Origin of the sequence: Curtobacterium sp. NPDC089185 (assembly GCF_040685235.1) — a bacterium.
In the GTDB taxonomy this organism is placed as follows: domain Bacteria; phylum Actinomycetota; class Actinomycetes; order Actinomycetales; family Microbacteriaceae; genus Curtobacterium; species Curtobacterium citri.
In genome coordinates this window covers 1-15,917 of sequence record NZ_JBFBHK010000020.1, presented here as the reverse complement: position 1 = coordinate 15,917, position 15,917 = coordinate 1, and the positions used below count along the sequence as shown (strand labels likewise).

At 70.9% G+C, this 15,917-nt stretch carries 15 protein-coding genes and 1 tRNA gene; 6 read left to right on the top strand and 10 right to left on the bottom strand.

Annotation, left to right across the window (positions count from 1 at the left end):
* Positions 1–164 precede the first annotated feature (164 nt).
* Complete coding sequence (locus AB0N84_RS14790; RefSeq protein WP_363547659.1) at positions 165–917, bottom strand: DUF3800 domain-containing protein; 753 nt, start codon at positions 915–917, stop codon at positions 165–167.
* A gap of 118 nt (positions 918–1,035) precedes the next feature.
* Entirely contained in the window at positions 1,036–1,971 is a 936-nt protein-coding gene (locus AB0N84_RS14785; RefSeq protein ID WP_363547656.1) for a M15 family metallopeptidase, read from the bottom strand.
* Positions 1,972–2,071: 100 nt separating this feature from the next.
* Here AB0N84_RS14785 and AB0N84_RS14780 point away from each other — a divergent pair, with 100 nt between their 5' ends.
* Entirely contained in the window at positions 2,072–2,794 is a 723-nt protein-coding gene (locus AB0N84_RS14780) for a tyrosine-type recombinase/integrase (protein WP_363547653.1), read from the top strand.
* On the opposite strand, the gene AB0N84_RS14775 is transcribed toward AB0N84_RS14780, so the two are convergent.
* The 3 genes from AB0N84_RS14775 to AB0N84_RS14765 all read right to left on the bottom strand — a co-directional run bounded on the left by AB0N84_RS14775 (position 2,776) and on the right by AB0N84_RS14765 (position 5,474).
* Positions 2,776–2,865 (bottom strand) — tRNA-Ser (locus tag AB0N84_RS14775). The two genes, AB0N84_RS14780 and AB0N84_RS14775, sit on opposite strands and share 19 nt — an antisense overlap.
* 336 nt (positions 2,866–3,201) lie before the next feature.
* Positions 3,202–3,876, bottom strand: coding sequence for a GntR family transcriptional regulator (locus AB0N84_RS14770; RefSeq protein ID WP_182046969.1), 675 nt, complete (start codon positions 3,874–3,876; stop codon positions 3,202–3,204).
* A gap of 149 nt (positions 3,877–4,025) precedes the next feature.
* A complete protein-coding gene (locus AB0N84_RS14765; protein WP_317614865.1) occupies positions 4,026–5,474 on the bottom strand; it encodes an MFS transporter in 1,449 nt (482 codons plus the stop codon).
* A 147-nt stretch (positions 5,475–5,621) separates the two neighbouring features.
* Between AB0N84_RS14765 and AB0N84_RS14760 the strand changes: the two genes are divergently transcribed.
* The 3 genes from AB0N84_RS14760 (at position 5,622) to AB0N84_RS14750 (ending at position 10,306) form a co-directional block, all read left to right on the top strand.
* Positions 5,622–6,821, top strand: a complete 1,200-nt coding sequence (locus AB0N84_RS14760) for a cobalamin-independent methionine synthase II family protein (RefSeq protein WP_363547648.1) — start codon at positions 5,622–5,624, stop codon at positions 6,819–6,821.
* Positions 6,822–6,909: 88 nt separating this feature from the next.
* Positions 6,910–8,295: an AAA family ATPase gene (locus AB0N84_RS14755; RefSeq protein ID WP_069713620.1), complete on the top strand. Its 1,386-nt coding sequence runs from the start codon at positions 6,910–6,912 to the stop codon at positions 8,293–8,295.
* The gene (locus tag AB0N84_RS14750) at positions 8,288–10,306 is read left to right on the top strand and encodes a VWA domain-containing protein (protein WP_363547645.1); all 2,019 of its coding nucleotides are present in this window, start codon (positions 8,288–8,290) and stop codon (positions 10,304–10,306) included. The genes AB0N84_RS14755 and AB0N84_RS14750 overlap by 8 nt, the downstream gene beginning before the upstream one ends.
* Before the next feature lie 124 nt (positions 10,307–10,430).
* Here AB0N84_RS14750 and AB0N84_RS14745 read toward each other — a convergent pair whose 3' ends face one another.
* Genes AB0N84_RS14745 through AB0N84_RS14735 form a run of 3 tightly spaced genes read right to left on the bottom strand, consistent with a single transcriptional unit; the run spans position 10,431 to position 12,457 of the window.
* Entirely contained in the window at positions 10,431–11,189 is a 759-nt protein-coding gene (locus tag AB0N84_RS14745; RefSeq protein ID WP_363547642.1) for an SCO1664 family protein, read from the bottom strand.
* Positions 11,186–11,713 carry a DUF3090 domain-containing protein gene (locus tag AB0N84_RS14740; protein ID WP_069713617.1) on the bottom strand — a complete coding sequence of 176 codons (528 nt, stop codon included), beginning with the start codon at positions 11,711–11,713 and terminating at the stop codon, positions 11,186–11,188. The genes AB0N84_RS14745 and AB0N84_RS14740 overlap by 4 nt, the downstream gene beginning before the upstream one ends.
* Positions 11,714–11,746: 33 nt before the next feature.
* Positions 11,747–12,457, bottom strand: coding sequence for an MSMEG_4193 family putative phosphomutase (locus AB0N84_RS14735; RefSeq protein WP_363547638.1), 711 nt, complete (start codon positions 12,455–12,457; stop codon positions 11,747–11,749).
* Positions 12,458–12,549: 92 nt separating this feature from the next.
* Here AB0N84_RS14735 and AB0N84_RS14730 point away from each other — a divergent pair, with 92 nt between their 5' ends.
* Positions 12,550–12,978 (top strand): BLUF domain-containing protein, encoded by a 429-nt coding sequence (locus tag AB0N84_RS14730; protein WP_363547635.1) that lies wholly within the window; start codon positions 12,550–12,552, stop codon positions 12,976–12,978.
* A gap of 61 nt (positions 12,979–13,039) precedes the next feature.
* On the opposite strand, the gene AB0N84_RS14725 is transcribed toward AB0N84_RS14730, so the two are convergent.
* Both AB0N84_RS14725 and AB0N84_RS14720 read right to left on the bottom strand, forming a co-directional pair.
* Complete coding sequence (locus tag AB0N84_RS14725) at positions 13,040–13,651, bottom strand: ScbR family autoregulator-binding transcription factor (RefSeq protein WP_363547632.1); 612 nt, start codon at positions 13,649–13,651, stop codon at positions 13,040–13,042.
* Between the two features lie 70 nt (positions 13,652–13,721).
* Positions 13,722–14,192: a BLUF domain-containing protein gene (locus AB0N84_RS14720; RefSeq protein WP_069713612.1), complete on the bottom strand. Its 471-nt coding sequence runs from the start codon at positions 14,190–14,192 to the stop codon at positions 13,722–13,724.
* Positions 14,193–14,373: 181 nt separating this feature from the next.
* On the opposite strand from AB0N84_RS14720, the gene AB0N84_RS14715 reads away from it, so the two are divergent.
* Positions 14,374–15,765, top strand: a complete 1,392-nt coding sequence (locus tag AB0N84_RS14715) for a PepSY domain-containing protein (RefSeq protein WP_363547628.1) — start codon at positions 14,374–14,376, stop codon at positions 15,763–15,765.
* Positions 15,766–15,917 lie beyond the last annotated feature (152 nt).

Below are 15,917 nucleotides of genomic sequence, written 5' to 3'. Positions count from 1 at the left end.
CGACCACGTGGCGGCATGCGGTCCGTCGTGCGTACACGCCTCAAGCGAACACACCCGGACGGGGGTGGCCATCTCCCCCGGGAGGGTGACAAGATGGAGGTACGCCGTGACTGCGTCGATAACAGCAGGTTTGGGCTCACCCCCGACACGGCGTCCTTTTTCGTTCAGCGCCTCTTCGGCACACGTACGATGCCGTATCCCTCAACACTGCCGTTCGAAGATCGGCGGAAGGCTGAAGCGAGATGCTGAGCAAAGCGGCGATCACCACGAGCTTCGTTGCGGAACACCGCGCCGGCGACCAGGTCGGCGAATTGAGTTCCGACGCTGTGGTGAGATGCTGCGATGAAGAGTCCTTCGATGAAGTTCTTGTAGCTCGACATGTAGGTGCCGCCCTGCAGTAGCGATTGGTGGAACTCCTTCAGCCGGTCGTCCTGATCGCTGTTGCGATTGTCGCAAACGATGAGGCCGCTTACCCGAACGCCGGCCTCACGCTCCACGTCCTGCAAGAAGTACTGGAACCGCTCACTAAGCACCTTGTATGCCTCGTGATAGAGGTCGTCCGCCGTGTTGATGCGCGAAGTTTCGTACGCAGCCACGGTATCCACGACGGCCGCGATGATGCGGACAGACTTGTGCTGAACGATCGCGTCGAGGAGATCATTACGCAGCGAATCCTTCTGCTCCGCCGTGAGGTGGCTCATCGAGTTCGGCTTGGCCTTGGGGTGCGTTTTGGTGAAGTAGCGCCACTTGATCTCACCTACGACCCCGTAGCGCCGCTTGGCCTGCTGCAGGCTGTCACGAAGCGAGGGCCACACCTTCTCGGGTATGACGACACCGCCGAGCACGAAGACCGGCACTTTGTCCGCCTTGGAAGGAGGTGGAGCGTGGCCGCTTTCATCGACGAAGAGGATGTGCACCACGACATCATCGCGCAGAGTAGCCACACGCGTGCAAGACCCCCTCGAGCTCCGAGGGAATCCGAGGGGGTCTCTTGCTGCGTCGTTGGTCGAAGGGATGCGTAGTGCGCAGTGAGCGTCAGCGCAGCACGTCCATGCGATGCTTCGCTTCCATGTAGTCGTGGACAGTGAAGTCGCGCTTGCCCTCGTTGTGGATGTGAATTTCGTCCCCGCCTCGCGAGTCGGCTCCCGCCACAACTTCCTGCAGGGTCTTCATCGGCAGTGCGATCTCCGGGTCGCGGAGGTTGTTCTGCACCAACGACAGACCGCGGGGAAGCACGCCGCCCTTGTCGTACAAGGTCGACTGCAGGCCGCCGACGATACCGCCGGCGGCGTAACCCTTTGCCTTCGCGCCCTTGTACTCGAAGTGCCACGGCTCACGCTGGCTGAACGACAGACCCGTCGGGTGCCACCCGAACCGTGCCCCGTTCGCCCTCGCCCACGCCTGTCCTGCACCGATATCCGCTGCGAGACCGTAGCCGTGGATCGACGTGCCAGGTGCTGCAGCGAGGTTCCCGCGGCCCGCCTTGTACCGCGCCCACCGGTACTGCTGCGAAGCGAGGTCACGGTACCCCTCGGTGAGGGTCAGCATGTTGCCTGACGCTGCGACCATCGCGTTCCACGCAGCAGCAGCAGGCGCCCGAAGGTACCCACCCATCGGACCGACGCCACCACCAGGACGGTAGTTCGCGGCCTTCCCGAGCTCACCGCCCGGGATGGAACCGTTTGCACCCGTCCCGCCGGCAGGGAGGAACGAACCGACGAGGTTCTGCAGCGACTGCATCGCCCCGTCGAGGACCTTCCGACCGAACCCGCCAGCGAGGTCGACCACTGCACCAGCGCCGGGGATTTTGCCGATGAGGCTCTTCACGGCCTTGCCGATCGTGCCCGCCAGATCCGTCACCAGGTCCGACGCGAGCGACGCGACGTTCCGGGTGGTGTCGATGACGCCGGAGAGGATGTCCTTCCCAGCGCCGACGATCCCACCAGAAGCGTAACCGGCGGCTTTCCGCACGCGCGGCGCGACGACCGTGCTGCGGGCGTACGGGGTGTTGGCCGGGATCCTTGACGTCGCGGTGAAGGACCGCCGGGTCAGCGTGAATCACGCTCGAGGGGTGAACCTCCCGCGGAAAGTATCGAAGCCGCACGTGTACCTGTCGCAGCAGCAGCTGGCGGCGCTGGTGCGCGCATCCGGCGAGCGCGGCGTCCTCGTCGCCGTCCTCGGCTACACGGGGCTGCGCTGGGGCGAGGCGATCGGCTTGCGGGTGCGCGACCTGGACATGCTGCGTCGGCGGCTGTCGGTCGTCGAGAACGCGGTCGAGGTCAACGGGACGATGGAGGTCGGCACCCCGAAGACGCACAAGCGTCGGACGCTGGTGTTCCCGAAGCTGCTCGTGCCCGCGCTCGCTCGAGCGTGTGAGGGGAAAGCGCGCGAGGATCTCGTGTTCCCGGGAGCGGACGGCTCGTACATGCGCCGCACGCGCGCGTCGAAGGGCAGCAAGTCCTGGTTCGTGACGGCGCTCGCGGAGTGCGGGCTGGACCCGATGAGGCCGCACGATCTCCGGCATACGGTCGCTGGCGATCAGCTCGGGAGCGAACGTGAAGGCGGTGCAGCGGATGCTCGGCCACGCTTCGGTGGCGATGACGCTCGATGTGTACGCGGCCCTGTTCGACGCCGACCTGACGGCACTGGCGGACGGCCTCGACGATGCGGCTCGTGCAGCGGAAGTGTTCGATTTGTGGGGCTCTGCCGCTTCGTGAGATGGCAGAAGCCCCTCCGTTCCGCGTATGTCTGCGGATCGAAGGGGCTTCTCGTGTGCGGAGACGGAGGGATTTGAACCCTCGGTCCCCTCAAAGGGGACTCCACCTTAGCAGGGTGGTGCACTCGGCCGAACTATGCGACGTCTCCATGCGCTCTCGCGAACGCAGGTCCCACCATACAGGAGGACCGGCCTCCGCTCGACCTCAGCCCGACGCCGAGTTACGACTCAAGCCCCCTCGCGCAGCTCGGTCCCCTGAAGTGGGGACACCCGGGGGTTGTCGAGCCGTACCCCGACGCCTAGCATCGACGGGACGCGGCGATCACATTCCGGGGGTCCTCCCCCCGCAGTCGCGACACAGCACCAGACGTCGTCCCCCTCCTGCCGAGCCCGGCGCGCCCGATCGCGATGCGCTCGTGCGGGGACGACCAGGGGGCGCGGACCCGGTCCGCGCCCCCGCTCTGGGTCTTCAGTGCTCTCAGCCCTCAGGCAGCCGAACGGAACCGGTCGGGCAGCGCGATGAGGTCGTCGGCGAGCCCCACGAGTTCCGCGGCGCACGAGTCGAGCTGCCCGAGCTCGGCAGCGGCCGCGGCACGCTCGACCTGCTGCACCCGCGCCCGGCGCCCCACGACCGCATCGATGCCGTTGGCCACCGCGACGTCGTCCGTGAAGAACGCGTCGAGCACCGGACGCTGCGCGACGAGCCAGTCCGAACTCACCACCGCCCCTCGGCGCCGCAGGTACCAGGCACCGAGCTCGACGAGTGCGCCGGCCTCGGTCAGGCACGACCGCAGCCGCTGTGCGTCGAAGGGCTCCTCGACACCCGGCCCACCGACGGCGGGGTCCGCGATCATGGCCCGCGCCACCCGCAGCCGTTCCACCATCTGCCCGACCGACCACGGCGCCACCACGACACCGACGTACCGCTGCACGCTCACGAGCCGGAGGGCCTCGAGCGGCACGAGCGCTTCGCGCACCGGCGTCCGCGACACCTGCATGTCCTCGGCGATGTCGTCGAGGCGCAGCCGCTGCCCCCGGCGGTAGACACCGCGCAGGACGTTCTCGAGCAGCTTGAGGAAGACGGCATCGCGCAGCAGGCTGCGGCGGATGCCCTGCGGGTCGGGGACCCGGCCCGTGACCGGGGACGATGCGCGATCCATCCAGCCAGGCTCACGCATCGGTGCCACCGAGCGGTCCGTGGACGGGCGACCGGTGGACCGCTCCGGTCGGTGTCGGAGTGTGGAGGAGTGCCATGCCGACACCCTCCCAAGCGGAGGGTGTCGGCCCAGAACATTTCGTGTACGAAGTGTTACTTCTTACTGGCCTCGGTGAGCACGGACAGCGGTTGCGTGATGTCCTCGAGCCCCTTGCGCGCCGCGTCCACGCCGAAGATCAGCGCGATGACGCCGCCGACGATCATCACCCCGGATCCGAGCAGGTACCCCCAGAACAGCGGCTCCCGCGACGAACCGTCCCCGATGAACGCGCCGTAGATGGTCGGGGCGACGGCACCGAAGATCTGCGCGAGCGCGAAGAAGTACGAGATGGCCTGCGACCGGAGCTCGAGCGGGAAGATCTCGCTGACGGTGAGGTAGGCACTCGACGCCCCCGCTGAGGCGAAGAAGAACGAGACGCACCAGAACACGACCTGGACGGTGGCGCTGATCGCGTCGGCCCGGAACAGGAACGCCGACGTCGCCAGCACCAGCCCCGACACGAGGTAGGTCAGGAAGATCATCTGCCGGCGACCCCACGTGTCGAAGAACCGCCCGAGGATGATCGGCCCGAGCAGGTTGCCGATCGCGAAGGGGAAGAAGTAGATCGACGTCTCCGAGGTCTTCAACCCGAAGAAGTTGGTGAGGACGAGCGCGTACGTGAAGAAGATCGCGTTGTAGAGGAACGCCTGCGTGATCATCATCGTGGCGCCGACCAGCGTCCGGGTCGGGTACTGCTTGAGCAGCACGCGCGCGATGGTCAGGAAGCCGACCTTGTCGAGCGGCGTGACGGTCATGGCCTTCGAGTCGTCGACGTCGGGCAGCCGGTGCCCGGTGGACTTCTCGACCGACTCCTCGATCTGGGAGACGGTCCGCTCGGCCTCGTCCTCGCGGCCGTGCGTCATGAGCCACCGGGGACTCTCCGGGATGTGGCGTCGGAGGAAGATGATCGCGATGCCGAGCACCGGGCCGAGGAAGAACCCGATCCGCCACCCGATGTTCTCCGCGAAGATCGAGGTGTCGAGCAGGTAGATGTTCGCGAAGGCGCCGAGCGCGGCACCGCCCCAATAGGTGCCGTTGATGGCGATGTCGACGTGACCGCGGTACTTCGAGGGGATCAGCTCGTCGATCGCGGAGTTGATCGCCGCGTACTCACCGCCGATGCCGAGCCCGGCGACGAAGCGGAAGGCCGCCAGGAACCAGAAGTCCTGCGCGAAGCCGGCGATGCCCGAGCCGATCAGGTAGATCGCGAGCGTGAGGATGAACAGCTTGCGTCGACCGAGGCGGTCGGACAGCCGCCCGAACACGAGCGCCCCGATGACCTGACCGAACAGGTAGATCGTGCCGAGGTACGTCACCTGCTGGGTCGAGAGCCCGAGGTCCGCCTGGAAGCCGGCGTTCGAGACGATCTGGATCTCGAGGCCGTCGAGGATCCAGGACACCCCCAACCCCACGACCACGCTCCAGTGGAACCTCGTCCACGGCATCCGGTCCATCCTGGCGGGCACCAGGCTCTTGATCGCCCCGTTCGTCGTGCTGCTCACGAGAGCGGACCGTACTCCGGGGATTCCAGGCAGGTTCCCAGTGGCGGCGCAGCTTTACGGTCTCACAGGTTCAGGAACCTGCTGTAACGGCGGACGCGAGACGTCACGACTGCGCGACCACGCGCCTCCCGTCGGTACCGTGGCGGGGTGCCGCTCCAGAACTCGACCGACCGCATCCTGACCACCCACACCGGGTCGCTCCCCCGGACGCCCGAGCTCACCGCGCTCCTGGTCGCCCGCGACCAGGGGAAGCCGTACGACGCCGATGCACTCCGCGAGGAGACCGCCGCCGTGCTCGCCCGGACCGTCGATGCACAGCTCGACGCCGGCATCGACGTGGTGAACGACGGCGAGGTGCCCCGCGTCGGCTTCTCGACCTACATCCGTGAGCGCCTGTCCGGCTTCGGCGGGACGGGCCACCGGAAGCCGACGCTCGACTCCGTGAAGTTCCCCGAGTACGCCGCGTTCCAGGCGCGTCAGATCGACGAGGGCGCCGAGTTCGCACGCGTCTGGGACACCCCGGTCGCGCAGGGACTGCTCGAGTACGACCAGGAGCGCGCCGGCATCCGCGAGGACCTCGACGGCTTCGAGCGCGAGCTCGCCCGGAACGCCGCCGCGGGCCGGACCCCGGCGGGCACCTTCCTCTCCGCCGCGACCCCGGGCATCGTCGCGACGACCCTGCTGCTCGACGAGCAGAACCCGCACTACCGCGACCACCGCGAGTACGTCTTCGCGCTCGCCGAGCAGCTCCGCGTCGAGTACGAGGAGATCGTCGCCCGCGGCCACGTCCTGCAGCTCGACGCCCCCGACCTCGCGATGGAGCGCGTGATCCACTTCGGCGACGCACCCCTCGACGAGTTCCTGGCCGCCGTGGACCTGCACGTCGACGCGCTCAACCACGCGTTGCGGAACATCCCGAAGGAACGGACGCGCCTGCACGTCTGCTACGGCAACTGGCAGGGCCCGCACCAGGACGACGTGCCGGTCGACGTGCTGCTGCCGCACCTGTACCGCGCGGAGGTCGGGTCCTTCAGCATCCCGTTCGGCAACCCGCGGCACGCGCACGAGTTCCCCGCCTTCCGCGACCTGCCGCTCCCCGAGGACGCCGTGCTCGTGCCCGGGGTGATCGACGTGACGACGAACTACCTCGAGCACCCGCAGCTCGTCGCGAACCGCATCGTCGAGGCCGCCGAGGCCGTGGGCGACCCGACCCGCATCGTCGCCGGTACCGACTGCGGCCTGGCGACCTTCGCGAGCTACGAGTTCGTGGCGTCGGACGTCGCGTGGGCGAAGCTGCGCGCGCTCACCGAGGGTGCCGCGATCGCGAGCCGTCGCCTGTTCGGCTGACCCAGGTCGCGGCGGACGGGAGGCGCGTGGCGGGGCCTGCCCCGCCCCTCCCGTCCGTCTGTCGGTGCGCGGGCGTAGCCTGCACCGCGTGACCCGACCAACCATCAGAACGGTCGGCGAGCTCCGCGCTGCTGGGTACGTCCAGAAGTCGGTCCGCGCCGAGATCCGCGACAACCTCCTCCAGGCCCTCCGCGAGGGCCGCGACCCCTGGCCCGGCCTGCACGGCTTCGAGACCACCGTCATCCCGCAGCTCGAACGTGCCCTCATCGCCGGGCACGACGTCGTGCTGCTCGGTGAACGCGGACAGGGCAAGACGCGCCTGCTCCGCACCCTGCAGGGCCTGCTCGACGAGTGGACCCCGGTCATCGCCGGCTCCGAGCTCGGCGAGCACCCGCTCGAGCCGATCACCACCGCGAGCATCCGCCGTGCCGAGGAGCTCGGCGACGCGCTGCCGGTCGAGTGGCGGCACCGCGACGAGCGGTACGTCGAGAAGCTCGCGACGCCCGACACGAGCGTCGCCGACCTGATCGGCGACGTCGACCCCATGAAGGTGGCCGAGGGGCGCAGCCTCGGCGACCCGGAGACCATCCACTTCGGACTCATCCCGCGCGGCCACCGCGGGATCGTCGCGATCAACGAGCTCCCGGACCTCGCCGAGCGCATCCAGGTCGCGATGCTCAACGTGATGGAGGAACGCGACGTGCAGATCCGCGGCTACGTGCTGCGCCTGCCGCTCGACGTGCTCGTGGTCGCGAGCGCGAACCCGGAGGACTACACGAACCGCGGGCGGATCATCACGCCGCTCAAGGACCGCTTCGGCGCCGAGATCCGCACCCACTACCCGATCGAGCTCGCCGACGAGATCGCCGTCATCCGGCAGGAGGCGCACCTCACCGCCGACGTCCCCGACGCCCTGGTCGAGATCCTCGCCCGCTTCACCCGTGCGCTCCGGCAGTCCAGCGCCGTCGACCAGCGCAGTGGCGTCAGCGCACGCTTCGCCATCGCGGGGGCCGAGACCATCTCGGCCGCCGCCGTCCACCGCGCGGCGCGACAGGGCGAGGAGCACGCGGTCGCACGGCCGATCGACCTCGAGACCGCGGTCGACGTGCTCGGCGGCAAGATCGAGTTCGAGAACGGTGAAGAGGACCGTGCCGACGAGGTCCTCGAACACCTGCTCCGCACCGCCACCGCCGAGACCGTCCGCTCGCGGTTCCGCGGCATCGACTTCGGCGTCCTCGTCGAGGCGCTCGACGGCGGCACGATGGTGACCACCGGCGAGCAGGTCAGCGCGCGGGCCTTCCTCGAGGGCCTGCCGTCGATCGGCGAGTCCGACGTCTACGACCAGGTGTGCGAGCGCCTCGGCGCGGACGACGACGGCGAACGGGCCGGCGCGATCGAGCTCGCGCTCGAGGGACTCTTCCTGGCCCGCCGGATCAGCAAGGAGTCGGGGGGCGGCGAGGCCGTCTATGGCTAGTCGGCAGAACCGCCGCCTGAGCCGCGACGCCCGCTACGGCAGGTACGAGGGCGGGCCGGACCCGCTCGCTCCCCCGGTCGACCTGTCCGAGGCGCTCGACGCCATCGGCGAGGACGTCATGGGCGGGACCTCGCCCGAGCGAGCCCTCCGCGAGTTCCTGCGCCGTGGCGGGGAGACGCAGCGGGGCCTCGACGACCTGATGCGCCGTGTGGCCGAACGCCGACGCGAACTCACGAGCCGGAACAACCTCGACGGCACCCTGCAGCAGGTGCAGCAGCTGCTCGACGAGGCCCTGCGCGCCGAGCGCGGGGAACTCGCCCGGAACGTCGACATGGACGACGGTGACCGCGCGCTGGCCCAGTTGCAGCTCGACAGCCTGCCGCCGTCGCCCGCGGGCGCCGTGCAGGAACTGGGCGGCTACGACTGGACGAGTCCGACCGCCCGACAGAAGTACGAGGAGATCAAGGACCTGCTCGGCCGCGAGGTCCTCGACCAGCGCTTCGCCGGCATGAAGCAGGCGCTCGAGAACGCCACGGACGACGACCGCGCCGCCGTCGCGGACATGATGCGGGACCTCAACCAGCTGCTCGAGGACCACCGCCGCGGCACGGACACGCAGGAGCAGTTCGACGCGTTCATGGCGCAGCACGGGCAGCACTTCCCGTCCGACCCGCAGAACGTCGAGGAACTGCTCGACGACCTCGCCGCTCGGGCGGCCGCCGCGCAGCGGATGCGGAACTCGATGTCGCAGGAGCAGCGGGACGAGCTCGACGCCCTCGCGCAGCAGGCCTTCGGCTCCCCGGACCTGATGGGGCAGCTCGGCCAGCTCGACGACAACCTCCGTGCCCTCCGGCCCGGCGAGGACTGGGGCGGCTCGGAGCGGATGGACGGCGAGCAGGGCCTCGGGCTCGGCGACGGCACCGGTGTGTTCCAGGACATCGCCGACCTCGACGCCCTCGCCGAGCAGCTCGCGCAGTCCGGACCCGGGTCCGACCTGGCCGACCTCGACCTCGACGCCCTGCAGCGCCAGCTCGGGGACGAGGCAACCGTCGACGCCCGGACCCTGCAGCGCCTCGAGCAGGCCCTGCGGAACTCGGGCGCGGTCAAGCGCGGCGCCGACGGGCAGCTGCGGCTCACGCCGAAGGCCATGCGGCAGCTCGGGAAGAGCCTGCTCAAGGACGTCGCCGAGCGGATGTCCGGTCGACAGGGTGCCCGTGACCTCCGCCGCGCCGGAGCGTCGGGCGAGCCGTCCGGCGCGACCCGTCCGTGGGCGTTCGGCGACACCGAGCCCTGGGACCTCCCCCGTTCGATCACGAACGCCCTCGTGCGCACCGCCGCCGACGGCCGGACCGGGCCCGGCGTCCGACTGACGATCGACGACGTCGAGGTGCAGGAGACCGAGGCGCGGACGCAGGCGTGCGTGGCGCTCCTCGTCGACACCTCGTTCTCGATGGCGATGGAGGACCGCTGGGTCCCGATGAAGCGCACCGCCCTCGCGCTGCACACCCTCGTCAGCACGCGGTTCCGCGGCGACGACCTGCAGCTCATCTCGTTCGGTCGCGAGGCCGAGGTGATGGACGTTGAACGACTCGTCGGACTCGATGCGATGTGGGACAAGGGCACGAACCTCCACCACGCCCTGCTCCTGGCGAACCGGCACTTCCGGAAGCACCCGACAGCGCAGCCCGTGCTGCTCATCGTCACCGACGGCGAGCCGACGTCGCACCTCGAGCCGAACGGCCAGGTGTGGTTCGGCTACCCGCCCGACCCGGTGACGATCGCGGTGACGGTGCGCGAGCTCGAGAACGCCGGTCGCCTCGGTGCCCAGACGACGTTCTTCCGGCTCGGGGACGACCCGGGGCTGGCGCGGTTCATCGACGCGATGGCCCGACGGGTCGACGGCTCGGTGGTCGCGCCCGAGAACGACGACCTCGGGGTCGCCGTCGTCGGTTCGTACCTCGGTGCGCGGCGTGGCGGTGCGTCACTGTTCGGTGACGACTGGGCGGGCTGAGCGCGACCCACTAGACGGACGGGAGGCTCCCCACCGGGCACGGCCCGGCAGCCGCTGGCGCGTCTGCCGGGAACCGGCCGGCGTGGGCCCAGGTGCCAGCTGGCACCGCGCCTCCCGTCTGCGGTCAGAAGAGCGGCCAGGGGACGGCCGGGCCGTTGGCGGGTGGCGGCGGGAACATCCCAACCGCCCGCAGGGCCGCGCAGCGCGCCCGCGTGTTGTCGATCTCCGCCGGGGTGAGGTGCTCTGCGAGCGCGTCGCCGAGGTCCCCGCGGAGCGCCTCGGCGACGCGGTCGAGCCCCTCGAGCTCGTCCGGGTCGAGCGGTTCGCCGATCCACCCCCAGAGCACCGTGCGGAGCTTGTGCTCGACGTGGAAGGTCAGCCCGTGGTCGACGCCGTACCGGTGACCGTCCGGCATCGCGAGCACGTGCCCGCCCTTGCGGTCCGCGTTGTTCACCACGACGTCGAACACCGCCATGCGCCGGAGCGCCGTCGTGTCCTCGTGCACGAGCGTGACCGGGCGGTCGTGCTCGTCGATCGCCTCGAGCACGGGGAGCCAGGGCGTGCCCTCGGCGTCCGCGTCGTCCGTCGGCACGAGGTCGACGGCGTCCTGGTCGGGGTCGACGTCCTGCCAGCGCTGGACCATGCCCGGACCGAACGGCCCGTCGCCCATCCACGTCGGCGGGACCACGCCCCACCCGAACGCCTCGGAGACCAGGTGCGCCGCGACCTCACGACCGGCGAGCGTGCCGTCCGGGAAGTCCCACAGCGGCCGCTCGCCCTCGACCGGCTTGTAGACGACGGACTCGCCGTCGAGGTCCGCCAGGAAGGTGGCGTTCGAGGCCTCGCGGATCCGCGCCCGGATCGTCAGCGAGCCGTCGCTCATGCGTCGTCGGGGCGACGACCGGCGGCGACGACCTCACGCGTGCGCTCGACGAAGGCCCGCGCGCTGCCGACGGGGATCTTGACCTGGAACACCTCGGCCGGCTCGGGGATCTCGACGACGGACTCGACCTCGTCGCCGTCCTCGTCGGTCTCGGTGACGATCTCGAGTTCCTCCTCGATGGGGTAGGCCTCGATGACCACCTGCGCGGTGGCCGGGTCGAACCCGAGGCTCAGGGCACCGGCGCGGAACTCCGGTTCCACCGGCTGGTCGAGGGGCAGGGCGTCGCGGAGCTCGGTGGGCGCCGAGGTGGGGACGCTGAAGCGGTTGTCGTCGACCGTCGCGACCTCGTCGAGGAGCTCGGCGACCTTGTCCGCGAGCACCGCGGACTGCTCCTTCTCGAGGGCGACGCTGGTGACGCGGCGGCCGTCACGTGCCTGCAGGTAGAAGGCGCGCTCGCCCGGGCGGCCGACCGTCCCGACGACGAGACGTTCCGGCCAGTCGAAGCCGTGCACGATGGTGGGCATGACCCGATTGTAGGAGGGGCCGCCGACGCCCGTTCAGGGTCGGGCGGTCCCCGGCTCGTCGTGCCCCGCTCCCCCGCCGACGGCGGCGTCGCCGGACGGCGCCGGAGCCGCAGCGAGCCAGGACAGGTCGCCGGAGTCGGTGTTCGTCGCGACCACCTCGGGCCGGTGCTCGCCGTAGCGCACGACGGACACCGACGCCGGGCCGACGGCGATGCGCTGGAAGAGGTCGAGGTGCATGCCGAGTGCGTCGGCGAGGACGGACTTCACGATGTCGCCGTGGCTCACCGCCACCCAGACCGCCGACGGTCCGTGGGCTGCCTCGACCTCCGCGTCGATGCGGCGGATCGCCGCGACCGCGCGGGACTGCATGGTCCGCATGGACTCGCCGCCGGGGAAGACGACGGCGCTCGGGTTGGCCTGCACGGTCCGCCAGAGCGGCTCCTTGGCCAGGTCGGCGAGCTTGCGGCCCTGCCACTGCCCGTAGTCCGCCTCGGTGATGGCGCGCTCGACGCGCACCTCGGGGTCGCCCTGCTGTCGGGCGAGCACGGCGCGGGCGGTCTGCCGGCACCGCTCGAGGGGGCTCGTGACGAGCGCGGCGAGCGGGATCGGCGCGATGCGGTCGGCGGCACGGTCGGCCTGGTCGCGGCCGACGCTGTCGAGGGCGACCCCGGCGGTCCGGCCGGCGAGCACACCGGTCGCGTTCGCCGTGGTGCGCCCGTGCCGGAGGAGGAGGACGGTCGCCATGTGGACGATCCTACGGGCGTCGGGGCCGGCGCGCGGAGAGCGCAGATCGGACAGTGGTCGGGGTCCACCGACCGATGCACCAGGATGGTCCGGTGCTCGTCTCCATCGTCTACATGAGCCGATCCGTCGTCCCCTTCGACGACGCCGCGCTCGCCGAGCTGCTCCGCGAGTCACGCCTGCGCAACGAGGCACTCGGCGTCTCCGGACTGCTCGTGGCGAAGGGCGGGCGGTTCATGCAGCTCCTCGAGGGCCCGGCCTGGAGCGTCGACGACCGGTTCGCCGCCATCGCGCGGGACGACCGGCACAACGAGGTCAAGTCCCTGATCCGCGAGGACATCGAGCGTCGCCGGTTCGACGGCTGGTCGATGGCCTACCGCTCGCTCGACGACACCGACGTGGCGACCGAGGAGGGCTTCAGCCCGTTCCTGTCCGGCACGATGGACTTCGCACCGGAGTTCGACGGCACGAGCGCCGCGTGGCTGCTCAAGTGGTTCCGCGACCGGGAGCTCCTCGACCGCTGACCCCGGCGCGCCGTCTGCGCCGCGCCGCGCTGCGCTGCGCTGCGGCCCAGTGTGCTGCGCCTCAGTGTGCCGTGCCGAAGGTCTCGGCCACCACCCGCAGCAGCCGCTCCCGGTGCGCGGGCGCCGCGGTCGCGTGCACGACGACGCGCCACATGACGGCGACCGCGGGGTCGAGGTCGACGCGGCTGCTCCGGACCTCGGCGACGAGCTGCACGCCCGTGAAGTACGGCACGACCGATCCGCCGAGCTCCTCCGCGGTGAGGTCGGTGCGGAGCTCCCCCGACCCGAGGGCGAGCCGGAACACGTCGACGATCCCGCCGATCCACTGCTCGTAGAACGACGACGTGGCGCCGGCGAACTCGCCGCGCTCCAGGGAGAGCCGGATGCCCGCGCGCACGATCGGATCGGTGCGCAGCAGGTCCGCGATGCCCTTCGACGCACCGATGAGGGCGGCCAGCGGCGAGGCGTCGGTGTGGCTCACGACGGCGAACGTGCGGGCGTTCTGCTCGTCGATCACGCCGAGCGCGAGGGCGAGCTTGGTCGGGAAGTGGAAGTGCAGGCTTCCCGAGGCCACGCCGGCACGGCGGGCCACGGCGGCGACCGCCGTGGCCGCGTAGCCGACCCGGTCGAACTCCTCGGCCGCGGCCACCAGGATCTGCTCACGTCGTTCCACGGGACCAGTGTGGCGGACAGAAGGGTCGGTACCCGACGGCACCGACCCTCCCGACCGAACGTGTCGGCGTCTACGCGGCGTGCCGCGCCAGGCTCATCTGCTCCTCCGGCACGTCCTGCAGGTCACGCCCGCGGAACCAGCGGAGCAGCCAGTCAGCGGGCGACCCGGCGAGCTCGGCCGGCAGCCCGGAGCGCTCGGAGAGGAACGTGTTGAAGCCGGGCTCGTCGCGGACGTCGGCGTCGGAGGGGTTGCCGAACGCCATCGACCAGCCGTCGAAGCGTCGGGCGTCGATCGTCTCGCGGGACAGCGACTTCACGTCGCGGTGCCGCGGGTCGCGCTCGATGGCGGCGTAGCGGTCCTCGACGCTCCAGGCCGGGCCCTCGAGCACCTGCATGAAGCGGCCGCCCTTGGCGAGGAGGAGCCCGGAGACCCCGAGCGCGTCGTTGCGCAGGCGGGCTTCGCGGAGCATGGCGACCAGCTGGTCGTCGGTCAGGTCGTCGACGGCGACGGACATGTACACGAGTGAGGTGAGGTTGGTCATCGGCGCCAGTCTGTGTCCTGCTCCCCGACAGGGTCAAAGGCGTCGTCCGCACACCGCACCGGGATGCGGGTAGTGGACGGACGCGCCGCTCAGGGACGAGTACCGATGCCCTCTACGTCTTGTAGAGTGGTCGACCGTGCGGCACGGTGTCGCGCTCGACCCCGACAGGACCCGCGCCCCGATGCCCAGCACCGCTCCGCCGTCACGGGGCTGGTTCGCCCAGCTCCTCCTCCGCCTGCACTTCCTCGCCGGGGTGTTCGTCGGGCCCTTCGTCCTGGTCGCTGCGCTGTCCGGCGCCGTGTACGCCGTGGCACCGTCGATCGAGCGGGTCGCGTACCAGCACGAGCTCACGGCACCGTCCACGGCGGCAGCACGCCCGCTGGCCGACCAGGTCGAGGCGGCGCAGCGCTGGGTGGACGACCGGCACCCGGGTGACGCCGTCGTCGAGGTCCGTCCCGCTCCCGAGCCGGGTGCGACCACCCGCGTCATGTTCCACGAGGACGGGCTGCTCGAGTCGCAGACCCGTGCGGTGTTCGTCGACCCGGGCGACGCCGCGGTCCGCGGCGACCTGCCGGTGTACGGCACCTCGGGGTCGCTGCCGTTCCGGACCTGGATCAGCACCCTCCACCGGAGCCTGTTCCTCGGGGACGTCGGTCGGCTCTACAGCGAGACGGCTGCGTCGTGGCTCGGCATCGTCTCGCTCGCGGGCATCGCGCTCTGGGCGTCCCGCTTCCGTCGTGCTCGGCGGAAGCGGAACCTCGTCCTGCCGGACAACCGGGCGACCGGGTACCGGAGGACCTTCTCGTGGCACGCGGCCACCGGTGCGTGGGTGCTCCTCGGCGCGGTGTTCCTGTCGGCGACGGGCATCACCTGGTCGCACTTCGCGGGCGACACCGTGACCGCGCTCCGCTCGTCGCTCGGCTGGCAGGCGCCCACCGTCGACACCGCGCTGGACGGCTCGTCGTCGACCTCGGGTGGCGAACACGCGGGGCACCACGGCGGCGGCTCGATGGCGATGGGTGCACCGACGACGACCCCCGAGCAGTTCGACGAGGTGCTCGCGGTCGCGCGCGACTCCGGTGTGCACGCAGCGGAGGTCCGCATCCGCCCGCCGGCGACGGCCGACACGGCGTGGACCATCGAGGAGATCAAGCTGAGCTGGCCCGTCGCGATGGACGCCGTCGCCGTCGACCCGGGCACGATGACCGTGGTGTCGCAGGTCACGTGGGCCGACTACCCGCTCATGGCCAAGGCCGCCAAGCTCGGCATCAACACGCACATGGGGGCCTTGTTCGGCCTGGCGAACCAGGTCGTGCTGCTGCTCGCCGCGCTGGGGATCGCGGCGATGGTCGTCTTCGGCTACGCGATGTGGTGGCAGCGTCGATCCCCGGGGGCGCGCGTGGGTCGCGCTCCCACGTCGGGTGCGCTGGCGCGCGCGCCGTGGTGGGGCACCACCGCCGTGATCGTCGTCGCCGTCGGGATCGCGATGCTGCTGCCCGCCGTGGGCGTGACGCTGCTCGGGTTCCTGCTGGTCGACGCGGTGGTCACCACGTCCGGCCGCCGCACCCGGTGACCACGTGACGGACGGGAGGCGGGGGGGGCGCGGGGGCCCCCCCCCCCCCCCGGGGGGGGGGGGGGGGGCGGGGGGGGGGGGGCGGGGGGGGGCGGCCAGGGCGCCGGCGAGGGGGGCCGGGCGCGCGCCGCGGACGCCGGGGGGGGCAAAAG